14 protein-coding genes and 1 pseudogene are annotated in these 19,289 nt (G+C 65.8%); 5 read left to right on the forward strand and 10 right to left on the reverse strand.

Going from position 1 to position 19,289, the window contains the following annotated elements; genetic code table 11:
* Positions 1-94 precede the first annotated feature (94 nt).
* The 3 genes from QX108_RS30160 to QX108_RS30170 all read right to left on the reverse strand — a co-directional run bounded on the left by QX108_RS30160 (position 95) and on the right by QX108_RS30170 (position 3,280).
* Positions 95-547 carry an HPr kinase/phosphatase C-terminal domain-containing protein gene (locus tag QX108_RS30160; protein ID WP_315724173.1) on the reverse strand — a complete coding sequence of 151 codons (453 nt, stop codon included), beginning with the start codon at positions 545-547 and terminating at the stop codon, positions 95-97.
* A complete protein-coding gene (locus QX108_RS30165; protein WP_172111676.1) occupies positions 544-2,349 on the reverse strand; it encodes a sensor histidine kinase in 1,806 nt (601 codons plus the stop codon). Before QX108_RS30165 ends, QX108_RS30160 begins: the two co-directional genes overlap by 4 nt.
* Before the next feature lie 229 nt (positions 2,350-2,578).
* On the reverse strand, positions 2,579-3,280 hold the full coding sequence (locus QX108_RS30170) for a response regulator transcription factor (RefSeq protein ID WP_006611449.1): 702 nt from the start codon (positions 3,278-3,280) through the stop codon (positions 2,579-2,581).
* A gap of 217 nt (positions 3,281-3,497) precedes the next feature.
* On the opposite strand from QX108_RS30170, the gene QX108_RS30175 reads away from it, so the two are divergent.
* The 3 genes from QX108_RS30175 to QX108_RS30185 all read left to right on the forward strand — a co-directional run bounded on the left by QX108_RS30175 (position 3,498) and on the right by QX108_RS30185 (position 9,142).
* A complete protein-coding gene (locus tag QX108_RS30175) occupies positions 3,498-4,226 on the forward strand; it encodes a HugZ family protein (protein ID WP_315724175.1) in 729 nt (242 codons plus the stop codon).
* A gap of 474 nt (positions 4,227-4,700) precedes the next feature.
* Positions 4,701-7,277: a CHAT domain-containing tetratricopeptide repeat protein gene (locus QX108_RS30180; protein WP_315787089.1), complete on the forward strand. Its 2,577-nt coding sequence runs from the start codon at positions 4,701-4,703 to the stop codon at positions 7,275-7,277.
* Between the two features lie 251 nt (positions 7,278-7,528).
* On the forward strand, positions 7,529-9,142 hold the full coding sequence (locus QX108_RS30185; RefSeq protein ID WP_315787091.1) for a phosphoenolpyruvate carboxykinase: 1,614 nt from the start codon (positions 7,529-7,531) through the stop codon (positions 9,140-9,142).
* Between the two features lie 259 nt (positions 9,143-9,401).
* On the opposite strand, the gene QX108_RS30190 is transcribed toward QX108_RS30185, so the two are convergent.
* The 3 genes and pseudogenes from QX108_RS30190 to QX108_RS30200 all read right to left on the reverse strand — a co-directional run bounded on the left by QX108_RS30190 (position 9,402) and on the right by QX108_RS30200 (position 13,352).
* Complete coding sequence (locus QX108_RS30190) at positions 9,402-10,220, reverse strand: thioesterase family protein (protein WP_315787093.1); 819 nt, start codon at positions 10,218-10,220, stop codon at positions 9,402-9,404.
* Positions 10,221-10,320: 100 nt separating this feature from the next.
* On the reverse strand, positions 10,321-12,831 hold the full coding sequence (locus QX108_RS30195) for a glycogen/starch/alpha-glucan phosphorylase (RefSeq protein WP_315787095.1): 2,511 nt from the start codon (positions 12,829-12,831) through the stop codon (positions 10,321-10,323).
* 217 nt (positions 12,832-13,048) lie between these two features.
* Positions 13,049-13,352, reverse strand: a pseudogene (locus QX108_RS30200) (GIY-YIG nuclease family protein).
* A 188-nt stretch (positions 13,353-13,540) separates the two neighbouring features.
* Between QX108_RS30200 and QX108_RS30205 the strand changes: the two are divergent.
* Positions 13,541-13,972 carry a hypothetical protein gene (locus tag QX108_RS30205; RefSeq protein WP_315787097.1) on the forward strand — a complete coding sequence of 144 codons (432 nt, stop codon included), beginning with the start codon at positions 13,541-13,543 and terminating at the stop codon, positions 13,970-13,972.
* Positions 13,973-13,994: 22 nt separating this feature from the next.
* On the opposite strand, the gene QX108_RS30210 is transcribed toward QX108_RS30205, so the two are convergent.
* Both QX108_RS30210 and pyrE read right to left on the reverse strand, forming a co-directional pair.
* The gene (locus QX108_RS30210) at positions 13,995-14,810 is read right to left on the reverse strand and encodes a DUF2865 domain-containing protein (protein ID WP_315724188.1); all 816 of its coding nucleotides are present in this window, start codon (positions 14,808-14,810) and stop codon (positions 13,995-13,997) included.
* A 190-nt stretch (positions 14,811-15,000) separates the two neighbouring features.
* Complete coding sequence (pyrE, locus tag QX108_RS30215) at positions 15,001-15,558, reverse strand: orotate phosphoribosyltransferase (RefSeq protein ID WP_315724189.1); 558 nt, start codon at positions 15,556-15,558, stop codon at positions 15,001-15,003.
* Positions 15,559-15,740: 182 nt separating this feature from the next.
* Here pyrE and QX108_RS30220 point away from each other — a divergent pair, with 182 nt between their 5' ends.
* Positions 15,741-16,367, forward strand: coding sequence for a glutathione S-transferase family protein (locus QX108_RS30220; RefSeq protein ID WP_315724191.1), 627 nt, complete (start codon positions 15,741-15,743; stop codon positions 16,365-16,367).
* A gap of 191 nt (positions 16,368-16,558) precedes the next feature.
* On the opposite strand, the gene QX108_RS30225 is transcribed toward QX108_RS30220, so the two are convergent.
* On the reverse strand, positions 16,559-17,194 hold the full coding sequence (locus tag QX108_RS30225; RefSeq protein WP_315787100.1) for a LysE family translocator: 636 nt from the start codon (positions 17,192-17,194) through the stop codon (positions 16,559-16,561).
* Between the two features lie 84 nt (positions 17,195-17,278).
* Positions 17,279-18,478: a glycosyltransferase family 87 protein gene (locus QX108_RS30230; RefSeq protein ID WP_315787102.1), complete on the reverse strand. Its 1,200-nt coding sequence runs from the start codon at positions 18,476-18,478 to the stop codon at positions 17,279-17,281.
* Between the last annotated feature and the right edge of the window lie 811 nt (positions 18,479-19,289).

The raw sequence follows: 19,289 nt of genomic DNA on the forward strand, positions 1-19,289 counted from the left end.
GGGCGGGGGAGCTGGCGACGGTCTATCGGGTCGCGATAGTGGGGGTGATATGGTTACCAATTCGCTTCACACAATTGGCCGAAAGATTACCGGGTCATGAACTCTTGGTCGTGGTCAGAGCGGCTACAACCAGCGGCAGGGGCGCGTATCCCTTGCCCACGGGTATTCGCGGCAATTCGATACCGTTTTCGTTCCAGCGCAGCGCATCCGGCGACGGAAGCCGCTCCGCATCCTCCGCCATCAAATCGACAATGAGACCTATGGGCGCCTCGGACACGAAGTCGCAGGCACGGATCCCGAGGCCGCGAATCTCGAGCAGGCCGGCCAGGGCAGGGGCGGGGCTGACCCACATTTCTCCGCCACGTGTGGCGAGATGAACACGGTCGTCCCCGACCAGAACGGCCGGCGGGATCTGCCCGGCGCGGCCGGCCAGAATCAGGTCGAACGCCAGGCGCGACTTGCCGGCGCCCGAGGGACCGCGGATCAGCACCGCGTGATCGCCGACCTTGACGGCAGACGCATGGACGCTTGCCGCTGCGGCGGTCACGACGCCGGCAGCCGGACGATGAAGCGGGCCCCGGCGGAGGTCGGATTGCCCTCGGCATCGACGGGCCCGGGCCGGTTCTCGGCCCAGATCCGCCCGCCATGGGCATCGATGATCTGCTTGGAGATCGATAGGCCGAGGCCCGAGTTCTGACCGAAGCCCTGGTGCGGCCGGTCGGTGTAGAAGCGCTCGAAGATCCGCTGCAGGGCGTCCTCGCGGATGCCCGGGCCGTCGTCGTCGACCGTGATCTCGATTTCGGAGCGCACGCGCCGGCAGGTGATGCGGACCTTGCCGCCGGCCGCCGAGAACGACTGCGCGTTCGACAGCAGGTTCGAGATGACCTGGCCGAGCCGCGAATCATGGCCGGGCACCGAGAAGGTGTCGTTGACCCCGCGGCCTTCGAAGCGGACCTCCACGGCCACGTCGGTGCCGAGCTTGGTCTCGTTGGCGACCGAGGTCAGCGTGTTCAGGAGCCGGCGCAGATCGACCAGCGTCATGTCCTGGCGCTGCAACTCGGCGTCGAGCCGGCTGGCGTCGGAGATGTCGGAGATCAGCCGGTCGAGCCGCTTGACGTCGTGCTCGATGACCGCGAGCAGCCGCGCGCGGCTGTTGTCGTTGCGCGCCAGCGGCAGGGTCTCCACGGCGGAGCGCAGCGAGGTCAGCGGATTCTTCAACTCGTGGGCGACGTCGGCGGCGAACATCTCGATCGCCTCGATGCGGTTGTAGAGCGCATCCGTCATGTCGCGCAGCGCGCCGGAGAGATGGCCGATCTCGTCGCGGCGGCGGGTGAAGTCGGGAATCTCGACGCGGGTCTTGATGCGGCGGCGGACGCGCTCGGCGCTGTCGGCCAGCCGGCGCACGGGGCCGGCGATGGTGCTGGCGAGCAGCAGCGACAGCACGATCATGACCGCGGAGGCGACGCCGCCGACCTTCAGGATGGCGAGGCGCTCGGCGGTCACCATCTGGTCGATGTCGTCGCCCTGCGTCGACAGCATCAAGGCGCCGTGGATCGTGCGCGAGCGCTGCACCGACACCGCAACCGAGACGATCACCTCGCCGCGCGAGTTGACCCGCACCATGCTGCGCTTCTGGCCCTTCAGCGCGTCCGAGACTTCCTCATAGCCGTTGCCGTTCTCCGGGCCGTATTCGCGGTACAGCGGCAGGTCGCCGCGATTGAGCCAGGTGCGCACCGAGATCAGCGCGCGCTCGACGAAGCCCGGCTTCTCGCTCGACGGCGGCGGCAGGTCGAAGCGCAGCACGTTCTCGAGATTGCGGCTGTCGAGCAGCAGGCCGCCATTCGGATCGTAGATTCGGGCGCGCGTCTTGGTCGGCGAGATCAGCGTCCGCAGCACCGGTGCGACGCGTTCCGGATTGATCGGAAAGTCGAGCGGCGAATATTCGTCCGGCGCGCCGTAGCTCTCGCCGGGCTTGAGATCGAGCAGCCGCTCCGGATCGATGGTGATGGTGTTGGTCTGCACCGTCGCCGAGGCCGCGATGGCGCCGGCGATGATTTCAGCCTGGACGAGGAGGCTCTGCGCGCGCGCATCGATCAGGCCGGCGCGGAACTGCGAGAGATAGAGAATGCTTGCAACCAGTGCGAGCAGGCCGGCGATGTTCAGCGAGACGATGCGCCGGGTCAGGCTCGAGAACGACAGCGCGAACAGGAACTGTCCGGCGCGGCGCAGCCAGCTCAGCGGGCGCTGCCAGCCTGACACCCGCGGGCTCTCGTCGGTCACCTCGGAAGCGGCGGACGCTGCGGCGTCCTCGGCGTTCAGTCCGGGGTCAGGATGCGTACGATCGAGCAATGTGAGTGCTCCGATTCCGAATGTCGCAAGGCGTTTGCGGCGGGTTACGTGCGGCGGGCTCGTTCAGAACGTCAAATTCGCCGCACCAATAGTCGCCGCAACACGATCGCTGCAACAAAGGCCCCGTTCCGGCATCTGCGCTTCAAACAATGCGCAGGCGTCGCAGTCTACCCAATCCCCGATGCGACGTCAGCGCGCAATTTCGCATGACGTCGCTCTCGTCGATGCGTCAGGTTTCCTTGAAGCGATAGCCGACGCCGTAGAGGGTCTCGATCATCTCGAACTCCTCGTCGACCATCTTGAACTTCTTGCGCAGCCGCTTGATGTGGCTGTCGATGGTGCGGTCGTCGACATAGACCTGGTCGTCATAGGCCGCGTCCATCAGGGCGTTGCGGCTCTTGACCACGCCCGGACGCTGCGCCAGCGCCTGCAGGATCAGGAACTCGGTCACGGTCAGGGTGACCGGCTCGTTCTTCCAGGTGCAGGTGTGCCGCTCGGGGTCCATGCGCAGCAGGCCGCGGTCAAGCGCCTTGGCGTCGTTCTCCTTCGGCAGCGCCGTCGGATCCTTGGGCTGCGAGCGGCGCAGCACGGCCTTGACGCGCTCGACCAGGAGGCGCTGCGAGAACGGTTTGCGGATGAAGTCGTCCGCACCCATCTTCAGGCCGAACAGCTCGTCGATCTCCTCGTCCTTGGACGTCAGGAAGATCACGGGCAGGTCGGACTTCTGCCGTAGCCGCCGCAACGTCTCCATGCCGTCCATGCGCGGCATCTTGATGTCGAGGATGGCCAGGTCGGGCTGGCTCGTCCGGAAACCGTCCAGCGCCGACGCACCATCGGTGTAGGTCATGATGCGATAGCCTTCGGCCTCGAGCGCGATCGAGACGGATGTCAGAATGTTACGGTCGTCATCGACCAAGGCGATTGTGGGCATGAGCCTGCTTTCAGAGTCTGGTTACGCCGAGACTGCGAGAATCAAGATAAGGGCCGCGTATTTGGGCTTCGAACATGGTCAACGAGCAATGCAAGCTGGGCTGAAGTGTGACCGAGTTCCACAAATACCATGGCAAAGTCTTGTGCCCCGCCCAAGTTTGTGGCCCGTTTAGCCGAAAAACGGCCTTCATTGCAACAGAATGGACGAGGGAAAGACGATGCCTGCGAGCTTTAACCCTAACCGCGTCACGCGTTCCCTGCTGCGAAGAAGCCGCCAGGGTGCACTCGCAACCTTGATGACCGGCTCAGGTGATCCCTATTGCTCGCTGGTGAATGTCGCCACCGCGGCCGATGGTGCTCCGATCATCCTGATCTCGCGCCTCGCCGTGCACACGAAGAACGTACTTGCCGATTCGCGCGTGTCGCTGATGCTCGATGAACGTGCGCCGGGTGATCCGCTCGAAGGTGCGCGGATCATGCTGTCGGGAAAAGCCGAGCAGGCGACTGATGAGGATCGCGAGACGCTGCGTCGTCGGTATCTCAATGCGCATCCGTCGGCGAGCGACTACGCCGATTTCGCCGATTTCTCGTTCTTCGTCATCCGCGCCGCAGGCACGCATCTGGTTGCAGGATTCGGCCGCATCGTCGATCTCAAGCCCGAGCAGTTTCTCACCGACATCTCCGACGCCGCCGAGCTGCTCGCAGCCGAGCAGGGCGCCGTCGAGCACATGAACGAAGATCATCGCGACGCGCTGGGGCTCTATGCAACGAAGCTGCTCGGCGCCGAGCCCGCGGAGTGGCGCTGCAGCGGCTGTGATCCCGACGGGCTCGACCTGATGGCCGGCGGCCGGACGTTGCGGCTGGATTTTCCCGAGCGCGTCACCACGCCAGGCGGTCTGCGCAAGATGCTGGTGCGGCTTGCGGATGAGGCGCGGGCGAAGCACTGATAGTTAGTTCGAAGGAAATGATAGCTAGTTCGAAGGCCGATAATTAGTTCGAGCGTGGATCGGTCGAATCGCATCTGCGCGCCTCGCAAGCGGTGCGCTCCCTCTCCCCGTTCTTCACGGGGAGAGGGTTGGGGTGAGGGGCAGCCACGGGGATTCTAAATGGAGAGCGCGTTCAGACGGTATGTCCCCAATGCCGTCGGCATCTACCGGAGAGCCGCTTTCCATAACCGCTCCAGCTGCGTGACCCCGCCAAACCCTTTCATCGAGACCTCCCGTGCGGTGCCCCTCACCCCAGCCCTCTCCCCGTAAGAACGGGGAGAGGGAGCGCAGCGGCTGCCGCGGCGGCGTCAGTTCGAACAGCTGACACCGATATTGCTGCGATCGTATGCTCCTATTTCCTGGGCGTCTCTCCTTTGCGTCGAACGCGGACCCGTGGCGCCGCGACTAAGTCTCCGTGATGGGCGGAGGTCTGGGATGAGAGGCTGCAAACGCGTGGCGATCGCGGTCGGAGCTGTGCTGCTCGCAAGCGCGTCCAGCCAATCAGCCCTCGCCCAGAAGACTGATCTCGCCGCCGAGAGCGGGCGCATTATCGCGCTCAGCCGCGCCGGGAAATACCGCGAGGCCCTGCCGTTGGCGCAAGCAATGGTGGCGCGGCTCGAGGCGACCTCGAACAAGCGCGATCTCGCCGCGGCCCTCACCAATCTCGGCCAGGCGCTGGCCTCACTCGGGCGCGATGCCGAGTCGGAGCCGGTCTACAAGCGCGCGGTGGCGCTGTACGAGACCGCATTGGGTCTCGACAGCGTCGAGATCGCGCCCGCGCTGAACAATCTCGCGGCGCTGTATCAGCGCCAGCAGCGCTATGCCGAGGCCGAGCCGTTGTTCGTGCGCGCGCTGGCGATCCGCGAGAAGCGGCTTGGTGCATCGCATCCCGACGTCGGCCAGTCACTCAACAATCTCGCCACGCTCTACGAACGCCAGGATCGCCATGCCGACGCCGAGCCGCTGTTCAAACGTGCGTTGGCGATCTACCGCAAGGCTGCCGGCAACGACAGCGCTCCGGTTGCCACCCTGCTCAACAATCTCGGCCAGCTTACCAAGAGCGACGGGCGCTTCGACCAGGCCGAGCCGCTGATCCGGCAGTCCCTCGCCATTCGCGACAAGTTGCTCGGCGCCGATCATCCCGATGTCGCTCGCTCGCTGAACAATCTTGCCGATCTGAAGCAGCGGCAGCAGCGCTATGACGAGGCCGAGCCGCTGTTTGCTCGCGCGCTCGCGATCCGTGAGCGCGCGCTGGGGCCGAATCACCCTGATGCCGTCACGGCGCTGAACAATCTTGCGGGGCTGTACCAGTCCGCGGGGCGGATTCCGGACGCGCTGCCGCTGGTCGCGCGGGCCGTTGACCGCGGACAGGCCCAGCCGAAGGTGGCGCTCCACGTGCTGTTTGCGGCGGGCCGCGCGGGCGCGCTGCCTGCGGAGAAGGCGTTTGACGATGCGATCGATGTGATCCAGCGCGGCGCGCAATCGCAGGCTGCCGCGGCGGTCGACAAGCTCGCCGTCCGTCTCGCCGCCGGCAATGACAAACTCGCCGAGCTGGTGCGCAAGGATCAGGATCTCGCCGCCGAGACCGAGACGCTCGATAGAAACGTGATCGCCGCGGTATCGCGCCCGGCCGGACAGCGCGATCTTGCAGCCGAGAAGCGCGACAAGGCGCGCCTTGCAACGGTTGCGGCGGAGCGCGCCGGTCTGCGCGCCATGCTGGCAAGGGAGTTTCCGGACTTTGCGGCGCTGTCGAATCCGTTGCCGCTCAGGCTCGCCGACATCCGGCCGCTGCTCGCGGAGGATGAGGCGCTGGTCGCGTTCGCAATCATGGAGCAGGGTGCTTTCGTCCTGGCGATCACGCGCGACCGCTTCGACTGGCGGCAGATCCCGCGCGGCGCCGACGCGCTCGCGCGCGATGTCATGCGATTTCGCCGCGGTCTTGCGCCCGGCGCTGCGGCGGAAGGCGCGGCGTTCGACCTTGCCGTGGCTGCCGAGCTCTACACCGTGCTGCTCGCGCCGGTCGAAGCGCTGACGGCGGACAAGCGCAGCCTGCTGATCGTACCGGCGGGTGCGCTGACCGCGCTGCCGTTCCATCTGCTCGTGACTGAGCCGTCGGCCGCGGACAATCCCGCTGCTGTGACCGGTTACCGCGATGCGGCGTGGCTGTTGCGGCGGCACGCGGTGGCGGTGCTGCCGTCACTCGGCAGCCTCAAGGCGCTGCGCGGCACGCCCCGCGGCGACCGCGGCAGCAGGCCGATGATCGGCTTCGGCGACCCCGTCTTCGATCCATCGCTGGCGGGCACCTCTCGCGGCAGCGCCGGCAAGCAGGCCGCGCGCAGCATCGCAACGCTCGCCTACACCGATTTCTGGCGCGGTGCCGGGGTCGACCGTGCCCAGCTCGCGCGCGCTCTCCCGCAACTGCCGGACACGGCCGATGAGCTCAGGGCCGTGGCGGGCGATCTCGGCGTGGCATCCGCCGACGTTCACCTCGGCAGCAACGCCAGCGAGACCACGGTGAAGCGTGCATCGCTTTCGGACTACCGGATCGTCTATTTCGCGACGCATGGTCTCGTGGCCGGGGACGTCAAGGGGATCGCCGAGCCGTCGCTGGCACTGAGCCTGCCTGCCGTGCCGTCGGCGTTGGACGACGGCCTGCTCACGGCCAGCGAGGTTGCGCAGCTGAAGCTCAATGCGGAGTTCGTCGTGCTGTCGGCCTGCAACACGATTGCAGGCGACCGGCCGGGCGCGGAAGCGTTGTCGGGCCTCGCCCGGGCCTTCTTCTACGCAGGTGCGCGCGCCCTGCTGGTGACGCATTGGGCGGTCGATTCGGCCGCGGCGACACGGCTGATGAGCGATACATTCCGCCGGCTCAAGGACCGTCCGGCCATGGGGCGCAGCGAGGCGCTGCGGCAGGCCATGCTGGACTTGCTCGACGATCGGTCTTCGCCGGCCAACGCGAATCCTTCAGTTTGGGCGCCATTCGTGCTTCTCGGCGAAACCGAAGTGCGCTGATATATCTGTTGCGTTGCAGCATGAGTGCGGGATCGGCGGTGTGCCGCTCCGATAAGCAGGTGCGCGCCAGAAATGAGCTACGTGCATCAGCCTTTGGCAATAACCAATTCAGTCGGATCGTCTTGGCAAGACCGGCGTTGATCATTATTAGGTCGGCGACCGCGCTTGGATAAGGCGATGTAAACGGTAACGGTCACCGCGCACTGCGCCGAATTGCGCGCAACTGATGCGGGCTCTCAGGAGGGATCTTCGTGCAAGAGACGGGTATTCGCAACGGTGCCTTCGGTGCCGACAAGTTCGGCTTAAAGAATCTCAAGCAGCTGCATTGGAATCTCGGCGCTCCCCAGCTCTATCAATATTCGCTGGCGGCGGGCGAGGCGGTGCTGTCTGCCGATGGGGCGCTGTGTGCGGATACTGGCGAGTTCACCGGCCGCAGCCCGAAGGACAAGTTCACGGTGCGGGACGCCTCCACCGAAAAGATGTGGTGGGCCGGCAATCAGGCGATCACGCCCGAGCAGTTCGAGGCGCTGTATCAGGACTTCATCAAGCACGCCGAGGGCAAGACCCTGTTCGCGCAGGATCTGTATGGCGGCGCCGATCCGAGCTTCCGGATCAAGACCCGTGTGTTCACCGAGCTCGCCTGGCACTCGCTGTTCATCCGCACGCTTCTGATCCGTCCGCAGACGATCGAGCTCGACACCTTCGTGCCGGAGCTGACGATCATCGACATGCCGAGCTTCCGCGCCGACCCCTCGCGTCACGGCGTGCGCTCGCAGAACGTCGTCGCCATCGATTTCGCCCGCAAGATCGTTCTGATCGGCGGGTCGTATTATGCCGGCGAGATGAAGAAGAGCGTGTTCACGACGCTCAACTACTATCTGCCCGAGCGCGGCGTGATGCCGATGCACTGCTCGGCCAATGTCGGCCCGAACGGTGACACCGCGATCTTCTTCGGTCTGTCCGGCACCGGCAAGACGACGCTGTCGGCCGATCCGAACCGTACGCTGATCGGCGATGACGAGCATGGCTGGGGTCCGTCCGGCGTGTTCAATTTCGAGGGCGGCTGCTACGCCAAATGCATCAAGCTCTCGCAGGACGCCGAGCCGCAGATCTACGCGGCGTCGACCCGATTCGGCGCCGTGCTGGAGAACGTGGTGCTCGACGAGGACAGCCGCGTCCCCGATTTCGACGACGGCTCGAAGACCGAGAACACCCGCTCGGCCTATCCGCTCGACTACATCCCGAACGCCTCGCGCACCGGCCGCGCGCCGCATCCGAAGAACGTGGTGATGCTCGCTGCCGACGCCTTCGGCGTGCTGCCGCCGATCGCAAAGCTGTCGCCGGCGCAGGCGATGTATCACTTCCTGTCCGGCTACACCGCCAAGGTCGCCGGCACCGAGCGCGGCCTCGGCAACGAGCCGCAGCCGGAGTTCTCGACCTGCTTCGGCTCGCCGTTCCTGCCGCTCGACCCTTCCGTCTATGGCAACATGCTGCGGCAGCTGATCGCCGACCACAATGTCGATTGCTGGCTGGTCAACACCGGCTGGACCGGCGGCAAGTACGGCGTGGGCTCGCGCATGCCGATCAAGGTGACGCGCGCGCTGCTGACCGCCGCGCTCGACGGCTCTCTCCGTAATGTCGAATTCCGCACCGACAAATATTTCGGCTTCGCGGTGCCGACCGCTTTGCCGGGCGTGCCCAGCGAGATCCTCGATCCGGTCAACACCTGGAAGGACAAGGCCGAGTTCGACAAGACCGCCCGCGCGCTGGTCGGCATGTTCCAGAAGAACTTCGCCAAGTTCGAAGCCCAGGTCGACGCCGATGTCCGCGCCGCCGCGCCGGACGTGAAGCTGGCGGCGGAGTAGGGGCTGCACATGCGACGGGTCGGCCGCGTTGCGGCCGACCCGTCCGGCCTTCCGCAGGCCTACCGCCAACGCATGGATTTGATCTGCCGGGGTCGCACCTCACCCACCGCCGTCGTCCCGGCGAGCGCCGGGACCCATAACCACAGGGCGATGTGATGAGGCATGCTGGCCGCTCCAGCCTTCGCCAAACGACGGATGGTGGTTATGGGTCCCGGCTCGAGGCCGGGACGACACCTTTTGCTTGGCGGCTCCCTGCAACTCACGCCTTGAAATACGCGATCTGCGTCGTCGTCGCGAGCAATCGTCCCGACGGCGACCACAGCTCGCCATGCTGGTCCTGATAGCTGCGGTTGAACACCTTGGCATCGGCCGTCGCGAGCACATGCGTGATGTCCTCGGCCGCTAATTCCTCCCTGCTGACGTGGAAATAGGTGGTCAGCGACACCGTGCCGAACGGGATCAGCTCGCCACGGACGTGAAACGCGCGGCCGAAGAAGGCATCCGACATCGACAGCAGCGACAGGCAGTCGAGCTTGCGCGGCTTGCGGTCGGAGATCCACAGCCGGGAATAGGCGCTGCGCGGTGCGTCTGACGGACTGCCGAACTCCGGTCGGCCTTCCACGAAGCGAAAGTCGTATTGTCTGGTCCAGGACATCCCGGCGTCGGGATAGCGCTTGACCTGGTCGAATGGCGGCGCGTCCGGCTTGACAGCCGGCTGATGCGACCAGGAGGGCCGGCGCTCGGCAAACACCGCGGTCGCCAATGTCGCCGCATCGGCATCGCCCTGGCTCAACTCGACGCACCAATGCTGCGACGAGCGGTTCGCTTTCACCAGCCGCACGTCGAGATCGAACGGCCCTTCCGCAATCGGCGCGCAGTAGTTCACGGTGACCGCCAGCGGGTCGCCCAAGACTTGCGGATGCTCGATCAGCGCGCGCAGCACGGTCGCCGCGGTGACGCCGCCGAACGGGCCGACGAAGGCCCAGTAGTCCGGGCTGGTCCGGGCCTGCCACCGGCTGTCGCCGGCGGTGACGCGGGTGGCCTCGTCGAACGGGTGAGTTGGCGACGTCTCGGTCATGCAGTCCTCCTGACGATCATCGTATGATGCTCGTCAGGTCAAAGGCAATCGGCGGCGTCGGCAATGACGTCACGGGTCGTTGACGAAGCGCGACGACCCCTCACGCGCGCTGCGCATGCGCCGGTGCCGTCACGACCGGGCCGACCGGCACGTTCCAGATGTCGTCGGCATATTCGCGGATGGTGCGGTCGGAGGAGAACCACGCCATGCGGGCGACGTTGAGGATCGAGGCGCGGGTCCAGGCCGGCGTCGTCTGCCAGCGCGCATCGACGCCGCGCTGGGCGTCGTAATAGGAATCGAAATCGGCCGAGACCATGTAGTGGTCGAGATGGCGCAGCGCGTGCGCGATCGGCTCGAACCGGCCCGGCTCGCCCGGCGAGAACAGCCCGGAGGCGATCGCATCGATCGCGCGGGCCAGCCGCGGCGAGCGGCGGATGATGTCGGTGGCGTCGAGGCCCTGCTGGCGGCGGAGCATGACGTCGCCGGCCTCCATGCCGAAGATCGCGATGTTGTCGACCCCGACATTGTCGCGGATCTCGATGTTGGCGCCGTCCAGCGTGCCGATGGTGATCGCGCCGTTCAGCGCCAGCTTCATGTTGCCGGTGCCGGACGCCTCCATGCCCGCGGTGGAGATCTGCTCGGACAGATCGGCTGCGGGAATGATCGTTTCCGCCAGGCTGACATTGTAGTCGGCAAGGAACACGACCTTGAGCTTGCCGCCGATGGCCTGATCGTTGTTGACTACCTCGGCGACGTCGTTGATCAGCTTGATGATGAGCTTGGCATAGCGGTAGCTCGCCGCCGCCTTGCCAGCGAAGATCTTCACCCGCGGCACCCAGTTTCCTTGCGGGTCATCCTTGATGTCCAGATACAGCGCCACCGCTTCGAGAATGTTGAGCAGCTGGCGCTTGTATTCATGGATGCGCTTGATCTGCACGTCGAACAGCGCGCCCGGGTCGAGCCGCACGTTCATGCGCTCGCCGATCAGGCGTGCCAGCTGCACCTTGTTGTGGTGCTTCACCGCGCGGAACTTCTGGTGGAAGCCGGAGTCCGCGACGTAGCTCTCCAGGCTCGTCAGCAAGGTCGGATCATCGACGATGGCGTCGCCGCAGGCCTCGCACAGCAGGCTCGTCAGCTTCGGGTTGGCGAGGGTCAGCCAGCGCCGGAAGGTGATGCCGTTGGTCTTGTTGGTGATGCGGCCGGGATAGAGATGATTGAGATCGTGGAACACGGTCTCCTTCATCAGGTCGGAATGCATCGCCGAGACGCCGTTGATGCGGTGCGAGCCGACGAAGGCGAGCTGGCCCATGCGCACGCGGCGGCCGCTCTTCTCGTCGATCAGGGACACCGAGGCGCGGTAGTCGATGTCACCCGGCGCGCGCTGCTCGGCGAGCGCGAGATGCTGCGCATTGATGCGGTAGATGATCTCGAGATGCCGCGGCAGCAGCCGCTCGAACAGCTCGACCGGCCAGGTCTCCAGCGCCTCTGGCAGCAGCGTGTGGTTGGTGTAGGACAGGGTGGCGATGGTGATCTTCCAGGCCTCGTCCCAGCGGAAATTGTGCAGGTCGACGAGGATGCGCATCAGCTCGGCGACCGCGAGCGAGGGATGCGTGTCGTTGAGCTGCACCGCGGCCTTCTGCGCCAGGCTGCGCAACTGGCCGTCGGAGCCGAGATGGCGTTTGACGAGATCCTGCAGCGAGGCCGAGACGAAGAAGTATTCCTGGCGCAGCCGCAGCTCGCGTCCCGCCGGGCTCTCGTCGTTCGGATACAGGAACTTGCAGATCGCCTCCGCGCGCGCTTCTTCGGCGGATGCGCCGAGATAGTCGCCGGAGTTGAACACGTCGAGCTTGAGCGGATCGGGCGAGCGCGCCGACCACAGCCGCAGCGCATTCACATGCTGGCCGCGCCACCCGACGATCGGCGTGTCATAGGCGACCGCCTGCACGGTCTCGCCGGGATGCCAGATCGCGCGGTCGCGGCCCTTGTCGTCGACATGCTCGACGCCGCCGCCGAAATGGACGTGATAGACCACCTCCGGGCGCTGGAATTCCCAGGGATTGCCGAACGACAGCCAGACGTCGGGATATTCGTGCTGCCAGCCGTCGACGATGACCTGGCGGAACAGGCCGAAATCGTAGCGAATGCCATAGCCGATCGCCGGGATCTGCAAGGTCGACATGCTCTCCATGAAGCAGGCCGCCAGCCGTCCCAGGCCGCCATTGCCGAGCGCGGCATCCGGCTCGCATTTGCGCAGGTCCATCAGGCCGACGCCGAGATCGCCGAGCGCGGTCTCGAACACCTTCATCAGGCCCATGTTGTTGAGGGCGTCGGTGAACAGCCGGCCGATCAGGAATTCGAGGCTGAGGTAATAGACCCGCTTGCGGCCGGCGTCGTAGCTCTCCTTGTCCGCCGTCAGCCAGCGATGCACGATGCGGTCGCGCAAGGTCAGCGCCGCGGCGTGATACCAGTCCTGCTGCGTCGCCTGGCTCGCTTCCTTGCCGATGGTGAGGCGAAGCTTGGCCAGGATGTCGCTCTTGATCTCGGCGACGGCCAATTCGTCGACGGGCTGGCCGGTGCTTACGAAGCTGCGCTGGGACGGCTGATCTGTCACCTTGAAACCTGTGATGCTACGAGGAACCGGTAAAAGCATACGATGGTTGCGCGCGGTCCGAAACCCGGGGAAAGGCTGGTCCGCACAGCAAGGTGATGGAAAAAGATGCAAAGTTCGGGCCGGGTTCCGGTCGTGGAACGCGCCAGAGCGGCGCAAATCCGTAGTGAGGCTGAAGGACCCTCCACATCGTCATCCCGGCGTAAGCCGGGATCCAGACTCACCGGCCGAAGATAAGGCCCGACAGGTCACTCCAATCGGGGTTTTCCCTTTCAATCAGCTCGACCTTCCAGTCTCGGTGCCAGTTCTTCAGCTGATTTTCGCGAGCGATCGCCTCGAGCGGACTTGCGAGAGCTCTCGACGTAAACTAGGCGAAAAACCTTATACTTGCTGACGAACTTGGAGCCTCGCCCGGCACGGTGATCTTCCAGGCGCTTTCTGACATCATTGGTGATGCCGATGTACAGCGTGCCGTGATGCCCGCTGGCAAGAATGTAGACCGTCCATGCGGCCTGTGCGCTCATCGGTCCGTGCCAACCAAGCGGCTGTGGTGGGTATGGGTCCCGGCTCGGAGGCCGGGACGACGAAAATTGGCTTTATTTTTCGACTAGAACAAATTAAGAACAATTTAGCAAGCGATCGTTTATCCTCATTGCGATTCGATCCGCCCGACACCCAAAGCTCCGGCATCAGTGCATCTCGTGAGGACACCATGTCCAACACCGCCTTCGATCCCCTGGCCCTGACCCGCATCGCCGATTTTGCGCGCAGCCTGACGCGGCTGCACAAGACGGCGCGGCGGCGGGCCGTCGACGACGACCAGATCGACCGCGCGTTCAACGCGGTGTGCATGTCGGTGTGGGGCTACACCACGGACGACATTTCTGACGATTTGTTCTCGGCCACCGACCACACCTTCCTCGATGGGCTCGACGAGGCGCGGGCGCGCATCTTCGCCGCCGAGCAGGGCTACGACCTGGTCGACGACGAGGGCATGCTGAGCGACTGGTGGGGCTTCTGCTGGATGATCCTGGCCGAGAAGCGCGGCCTGCTGACGCCGGACAACCGTGCCGCCACGCGCGCGGCGATCGAGGAGAAATATCTCGAGGCGCCGAACGTGATCGGCGTGATCGTCGGGCGCTAGCCGGAACGACGAGGGCTAAAGCTCAGTCCACATCTGCGCGTTTGGCGCGGCCCGGCTTCGGGGCGATGGTCATCGGCGGCGCGACGCTGACATTGCCGGCATGGGCCTCGGGCGGCGGCATGGCGGCCAACGCATCGGCGGCCAGCATCTCCGCGCGCACCGGCGCCACCTTCATCTCGCTCAGCCGCGCCCGCGTATCGGAGTTCAGTCCCGGATAGGACGCGACCGGCTTGAAATCGGCTGGCTGCCCGCCGCTGCCGCGGCTGCCCGAATAGGCCACCAGTCCGTCGGCCGTGGCGACGATGTCGCCGGGCCGCAGCGAGGTGTCGAGCGAGAGGTCGACCGGTGCCAGCCCGGCCGGGTCGCGGCCGTTGCAGGTGCAGTCGGCGCGCAGCGCCTGGCGATAGGCGAACGCGGTCTCGCTGTCGGCATAGCGCTCGCCATTGGCCGCCGTCGCATAGTCGATGTTGGAGCCGTAATAGATCTTGGTCGGGCTGGCCGGGCAGAACGCCTGGCACATCTGCGCCGGCGTGGCGAGGCCGCGGGTCAGCGGGAAATAGCGCCCGTCGCAGGTGCGCACGCAGAACGCCGCGCCCGATCCGGAGGCGACACGTGGCTGCGGCGGGCCTTGCGGATTGGTGCCGAACGGATCGGCGAAGAAGCCGCCCTGCTGCGCCGGCCGCTGCGAGGCCGGCTTGTTGAAGCCACTGAACAGGAAATCGAACAGGCCCTGGGCCGACGCCATCTGCGGCGCCAGCGCGAACGCGACGGCCACGCCGATGCTGGTCGCGACCGCCACACGGCGGGACGTCAGCCGAAACGACAAAACGCTACGCAACGCCCACTCCCATGCCAAGATAATCGCCGCAAAGCCCGGCCCGGGCGCCGCATGCCCCGAGTCGATTCGATCATGTGCGATCGAATGGGCGATGCCCACGGCATCGCGCCATCAGCTTTGCGGTAACCTTAACGGCCGTTGGTAAATGAGCGGTGTGCGCGAGGCGCGAAAGTCGGCTCGCGAGCAATTGTCAGAGGAACTCGCGTGCCTTGTACAGCGCCTGGAACGGCAGGCCGGCTTCGGCGAACGCCTCGGCGGCACCTTCCTCGCGGTCGACCATCGTGAACACCAGCGAGACTTCGGCGCCGGCCTCGCGCAGGGCCTCCACCGCCTTCATCGCCGAGCCGCCGGTCGTGGTGACGTCCTCGACCACCACGATGCGTTTTCCGGCCAGGGTCTCATCGCGGGCCAGGCCCTCGATGGCGAGCTTGGCGCCATGCTCCTTCGGCTTCTTGCGCACGAAGAAGGCGGCGATCGGATGGCCCTTGATCCAGGAGATCTGCGCAATCGCGCCGGCCAGCGGCACGGCGCCCATCTCCAGCCCGCCGATATAGTCGTAGCCTTCGTCCTTCAGCGCCTCATAGGTCAGCTCGGCGAGCAGGGTGGCGCCCTCCGGGTCCATCATGGTCGGCTTCAGGTTGAAGTAGAAATCGCTCTTGCGGCCGGAGGCCAACGTGACCTCGCCACGGCCGAACGAGCGCCTGCGGATGATCTCGAGGAGGCGGGCGCGGGAGGCGGATTTGGACACGGCGTTTTCCCCTGAGGGTCGATTCTTGGATGGATTCTCGGGTGGCGCAATCTATCGGGCTCGGACGGCCGAGGCCAGCCGCCAGGATGTCCCATCAACAACGGTACGTTTGGAACGCCGCGCAGTTTCGAGCTAATGGGAAGCGACGGACCAAGCAAGGACATTCGGAAGGACGCCCCGCCATGACGATCGAGCTGCACACCTGGAATACCCCCAACGGCCGCAAGATCTCGGTCGCGCTGGAGGAGATGGGGCTGCCCTACCGCGTCATCCCGGTCGACATCACCAAGGGCGCCCAGATGGCGCCGGAGTTTCTCGCGATCAGCCCCAACAACAAGATCCCGGCGATCGTCGATCCCGAGGGGCCCGAGGGCAGGCCGGTCAGCGTGTTCGAATCCGGTGCCATCCTGCTCTATCTGGCGGAGAAGACCGGCCGGTTCCTGCCGAAATCCCTCGCCGAGCGGGTGCCGGTCTATGAATGGCTGATGTGGCAGATGGGCGGCTTCGGCCCGATGCCCGGCCAGGTGCATCATTTCATCGCGCTGGAGAACGAGCAGGACCGCGCCTACGGCCTGAAGCGCTACATGGCCGAGACGGTCAGGCTCTATGGCGTGCTCGACCGCCGCCTCGCCGCCCACGAATTCGTGGCCGGCGCGCTGTCGATCGCCGATTTCGCCATCCTCGGCTGGGCCTGGCGCCATCCGCGCCACAAGGTCGACCTCGCCGACTTTCCGAACGTCAAGCGCTGGTACGACGCGCTGATGGTCCGCCCTGCCGTCAAGCGCGGCATGGAGACGAAGCTGGATTGAGGGCAAAGCCCAGCGCCACCCTCTCTTCCAGACCCTTATCGTATGGAGCGCCGCGGTTGCGGCGCGTCTCGAACCATGAGGCCACACTGGGGCCTCGCCCTTTGAGACGCCTGCCTGCGGCGTGCTCCTCAGGGTGAGGGTTGAGAGGGGGCCGACAAGCCGGCAGGGGGCTAGCTCGCTGGCGAGAACCGCTAACCCCGCCGCGCCTCCAGCGCCATGCGCACCGCGAGGCCGGCGAGCACCGTGCCCATCAGATAGCGCTGCACCAGCGTCCAGGTCGGCCGTGTCGCCAGGAACAGCGCGATCGATCCCGCGGCCATCGCGATGACCGCGTTGATGCTGACGCTGATCACGATCTGGATCGCGCCGAGCACGACCGACTGCGTCAACACGCTGCCGGCGGCCGGATCGATGAACTGCGGCAGCAGCGCCAGATACAGCATCGCGATCTTCGGGTTCAGCAGGTTGGTGACGAGCCCCATCAGGAACAGCCGGCGCGGACTGTCGATGGCGAGCTTCCGCACCTGGAAGGGCGAGCGTCCGCCGGGCTTCACCGCCTGCCACGCCAGATACAGCAGGTAGGCCGCGCCGGCGAGGCGCAGCGCGTCATAGGCGAACGGCACGGCGAACAGCAGCGCGGTGATGCCGAACGCCGCGGCCAGCATGTAGACCAGGAAGCCCACGGCGACGCCGCCGAGCGAGACCAGCCCGGCGGCGTGGCCCTGCGTGATCGAGCGTGAAATCAAGTAGATCATGTTCGGCCCGGGTGTCAGCACCATGCCGAAAGAGACGAGCGCGAAGGCAAGCAGGGATGAGGTGTGCGGCATGACCGGCCCGACGAAGAGGATTGCCGGTCGATGCTTAGCGCAGCCGATCGCTCACCGTCATCCGATCAATTGCACCGAGAGCAATCAGCCGGCTGCGGGCGGCGCGACGTCGAGTTCGGGCACCTTGCGGCCCGCGCGGTCGAACACGCCGGCGATGCTCAGCACCAGCAGCACCAGCAGCAATGCGGCCATGAGCGGCAGGCTGTGTGTGATCATCGCCAGCAGGCAGGCCCCCAATGCGATCACCAGACCGATCTCCAGCGGAGCGATCGGCTCACCCGCATCGACCCGCGCCTTCCAATGGATCGCGATCCCCGCTGCGACCATCGGCATGTCGTAGATCATCGCATAGGGCGTGACGACGATGCTGCCGACCGCGACCAGCGCGATCGCCTGCTCCGTCATGCCGCGCCGGCAGGCCTTCCACACCAGCGCGACGATTGAGCAGGACAGCAACAGCTGGATCATGAGGCCAACGGTCGGCGGCGCGCCGAATGTGTGCAGGCCGGCGATGACCGTCGGCATCATGTGATCGAGGCTGGCCTGGTTGGCCCCGAGCTGCGCCTGATAGTCTGGAAATCTCGCGATCCATTGCGGCCAGATCCAAGGATCGAGCGCAGCGCTGGTGACGATCACGACGATCATCGTCGTGACGATCGCGGAAAGGATCGCGTGCCAATTGCGCGAGGCCAGCAGCACGACCGGCATCAGCAGCACGAATTGCGGCTTGTAGGCGAGCAGGCCGAGCAGGCCGCCTGCGACGACCGGATGGCTCGCGAGCAGCCGCAATCCGCCGATCATCAGCGCCGCGGAGAGAAAGCCGTTCTGGCCGGTGATTGCGTTGATCAGGGTCGTCGGCGCAGCGAGCAGCGCGAGGCCGGCCAGCGAGCGCCAGTCACGACCCAGCGTGGCAAGTCCATAGAGCACGAACGTGACCGAGATCCAGCAGGCATAAGCGACGGGCAGTGCCAGCATGCCCAGCGGGATCATCACCAGCAGGAAGGTCGGCGGATAGGGATAGGGAAAGCCGCCGGCGCCGAGCGTAGGATCGAGCGTCTGCTGGTAGTTGGCGAGCGCGATGGGATCGTAGATCCCGGCGCCTGCGAGTGCCGCGTATTTGCCGAACGACCACAGCCCGAAAAAGTCGCCGAATGCCGGCTGCGGCGACGACAGCACCCAGCTGATGAGATACGCGCCGTTGTAGAGCACGAGCGCGACGAGGCCGATCAGGATCGCGCGCCGGTCACGCGTCGCGGGGTGAGCTGCGGATGCGATCGCGGTCATGGAGCTGTGCGGGGTCGAGGTGTTTGGCGGCATCGGCATGATCGTGGCATGAATGGGTGGCCCACGTGATCGCTCGCGCGCGGTGCCCCTCGAATTTTGGCCGGACACGGCTGCATGCCGCGTTACCACCGGTCCGGATGATCAGGCGACGATGCCATCGTGCCTAACGACAGGTAAAGCCGCTGCGGGCCGCGCGGCCTCGATCGGTGAGCCATACCCGCACGAGACGATGCTATCCGACATCCTTCGAAGATTTCGATTGCTATTTTTCAGAAATCATGCTCTACTCCGCGCATCCCGCCCTCATGCAGAGGGGCGTACGCGTCGTCACGATACGTTGAGGCGGGGAGCGGTGGCCGCGGGTCTGTCGGGTGCTCATGCGCTGGACGATGGACAGCTCGCGGACGGTCAAGCCGTGTGGTCCTGGCGCCCCGATGCTGGCGCTAAGTCCGTTGTGACATGATCAGTGACATGACGTGTCGCGAGGGCGACGGGGGCAAGAAAGCCCGGTCCCCGGGGAGAGCACGGAGCAGCCGTTAAACCCATCGTGCAGGGAGGGCCGGGTCTGTCCGGCTGAACCTGTGGTACCTGCCGCCTGCATTTTTTTGAGCAGGCGGGCCACGGGCCTCAGTCGAGGTCCGGCCTTCCCTGCGCCCTTTGCACTATTTGCAGGGGCGGACTGATCGCAAGCCTCGGGCATGATGTGCCGCGAGACAGCGAAGCCGTGCCCTTCATGTCCTTAGCTGTTTGAACCGTGAATGCGCCCACTCACTCCGCCGTCGTCCCGGACAAGCCGTGACGCGCGACAGCG

This window comes from Bradyrhizobium sp. SZCCHNR1002 (assembly GCF_032381435.1).
Classification (GTDB): Bacteria; Pseudomonadota; Alphaproteobacteria; order Rhizobiales; family Xanthobacteraceae; genus Bradyrhizobium; species Bradyrhizobium aeschynomenes.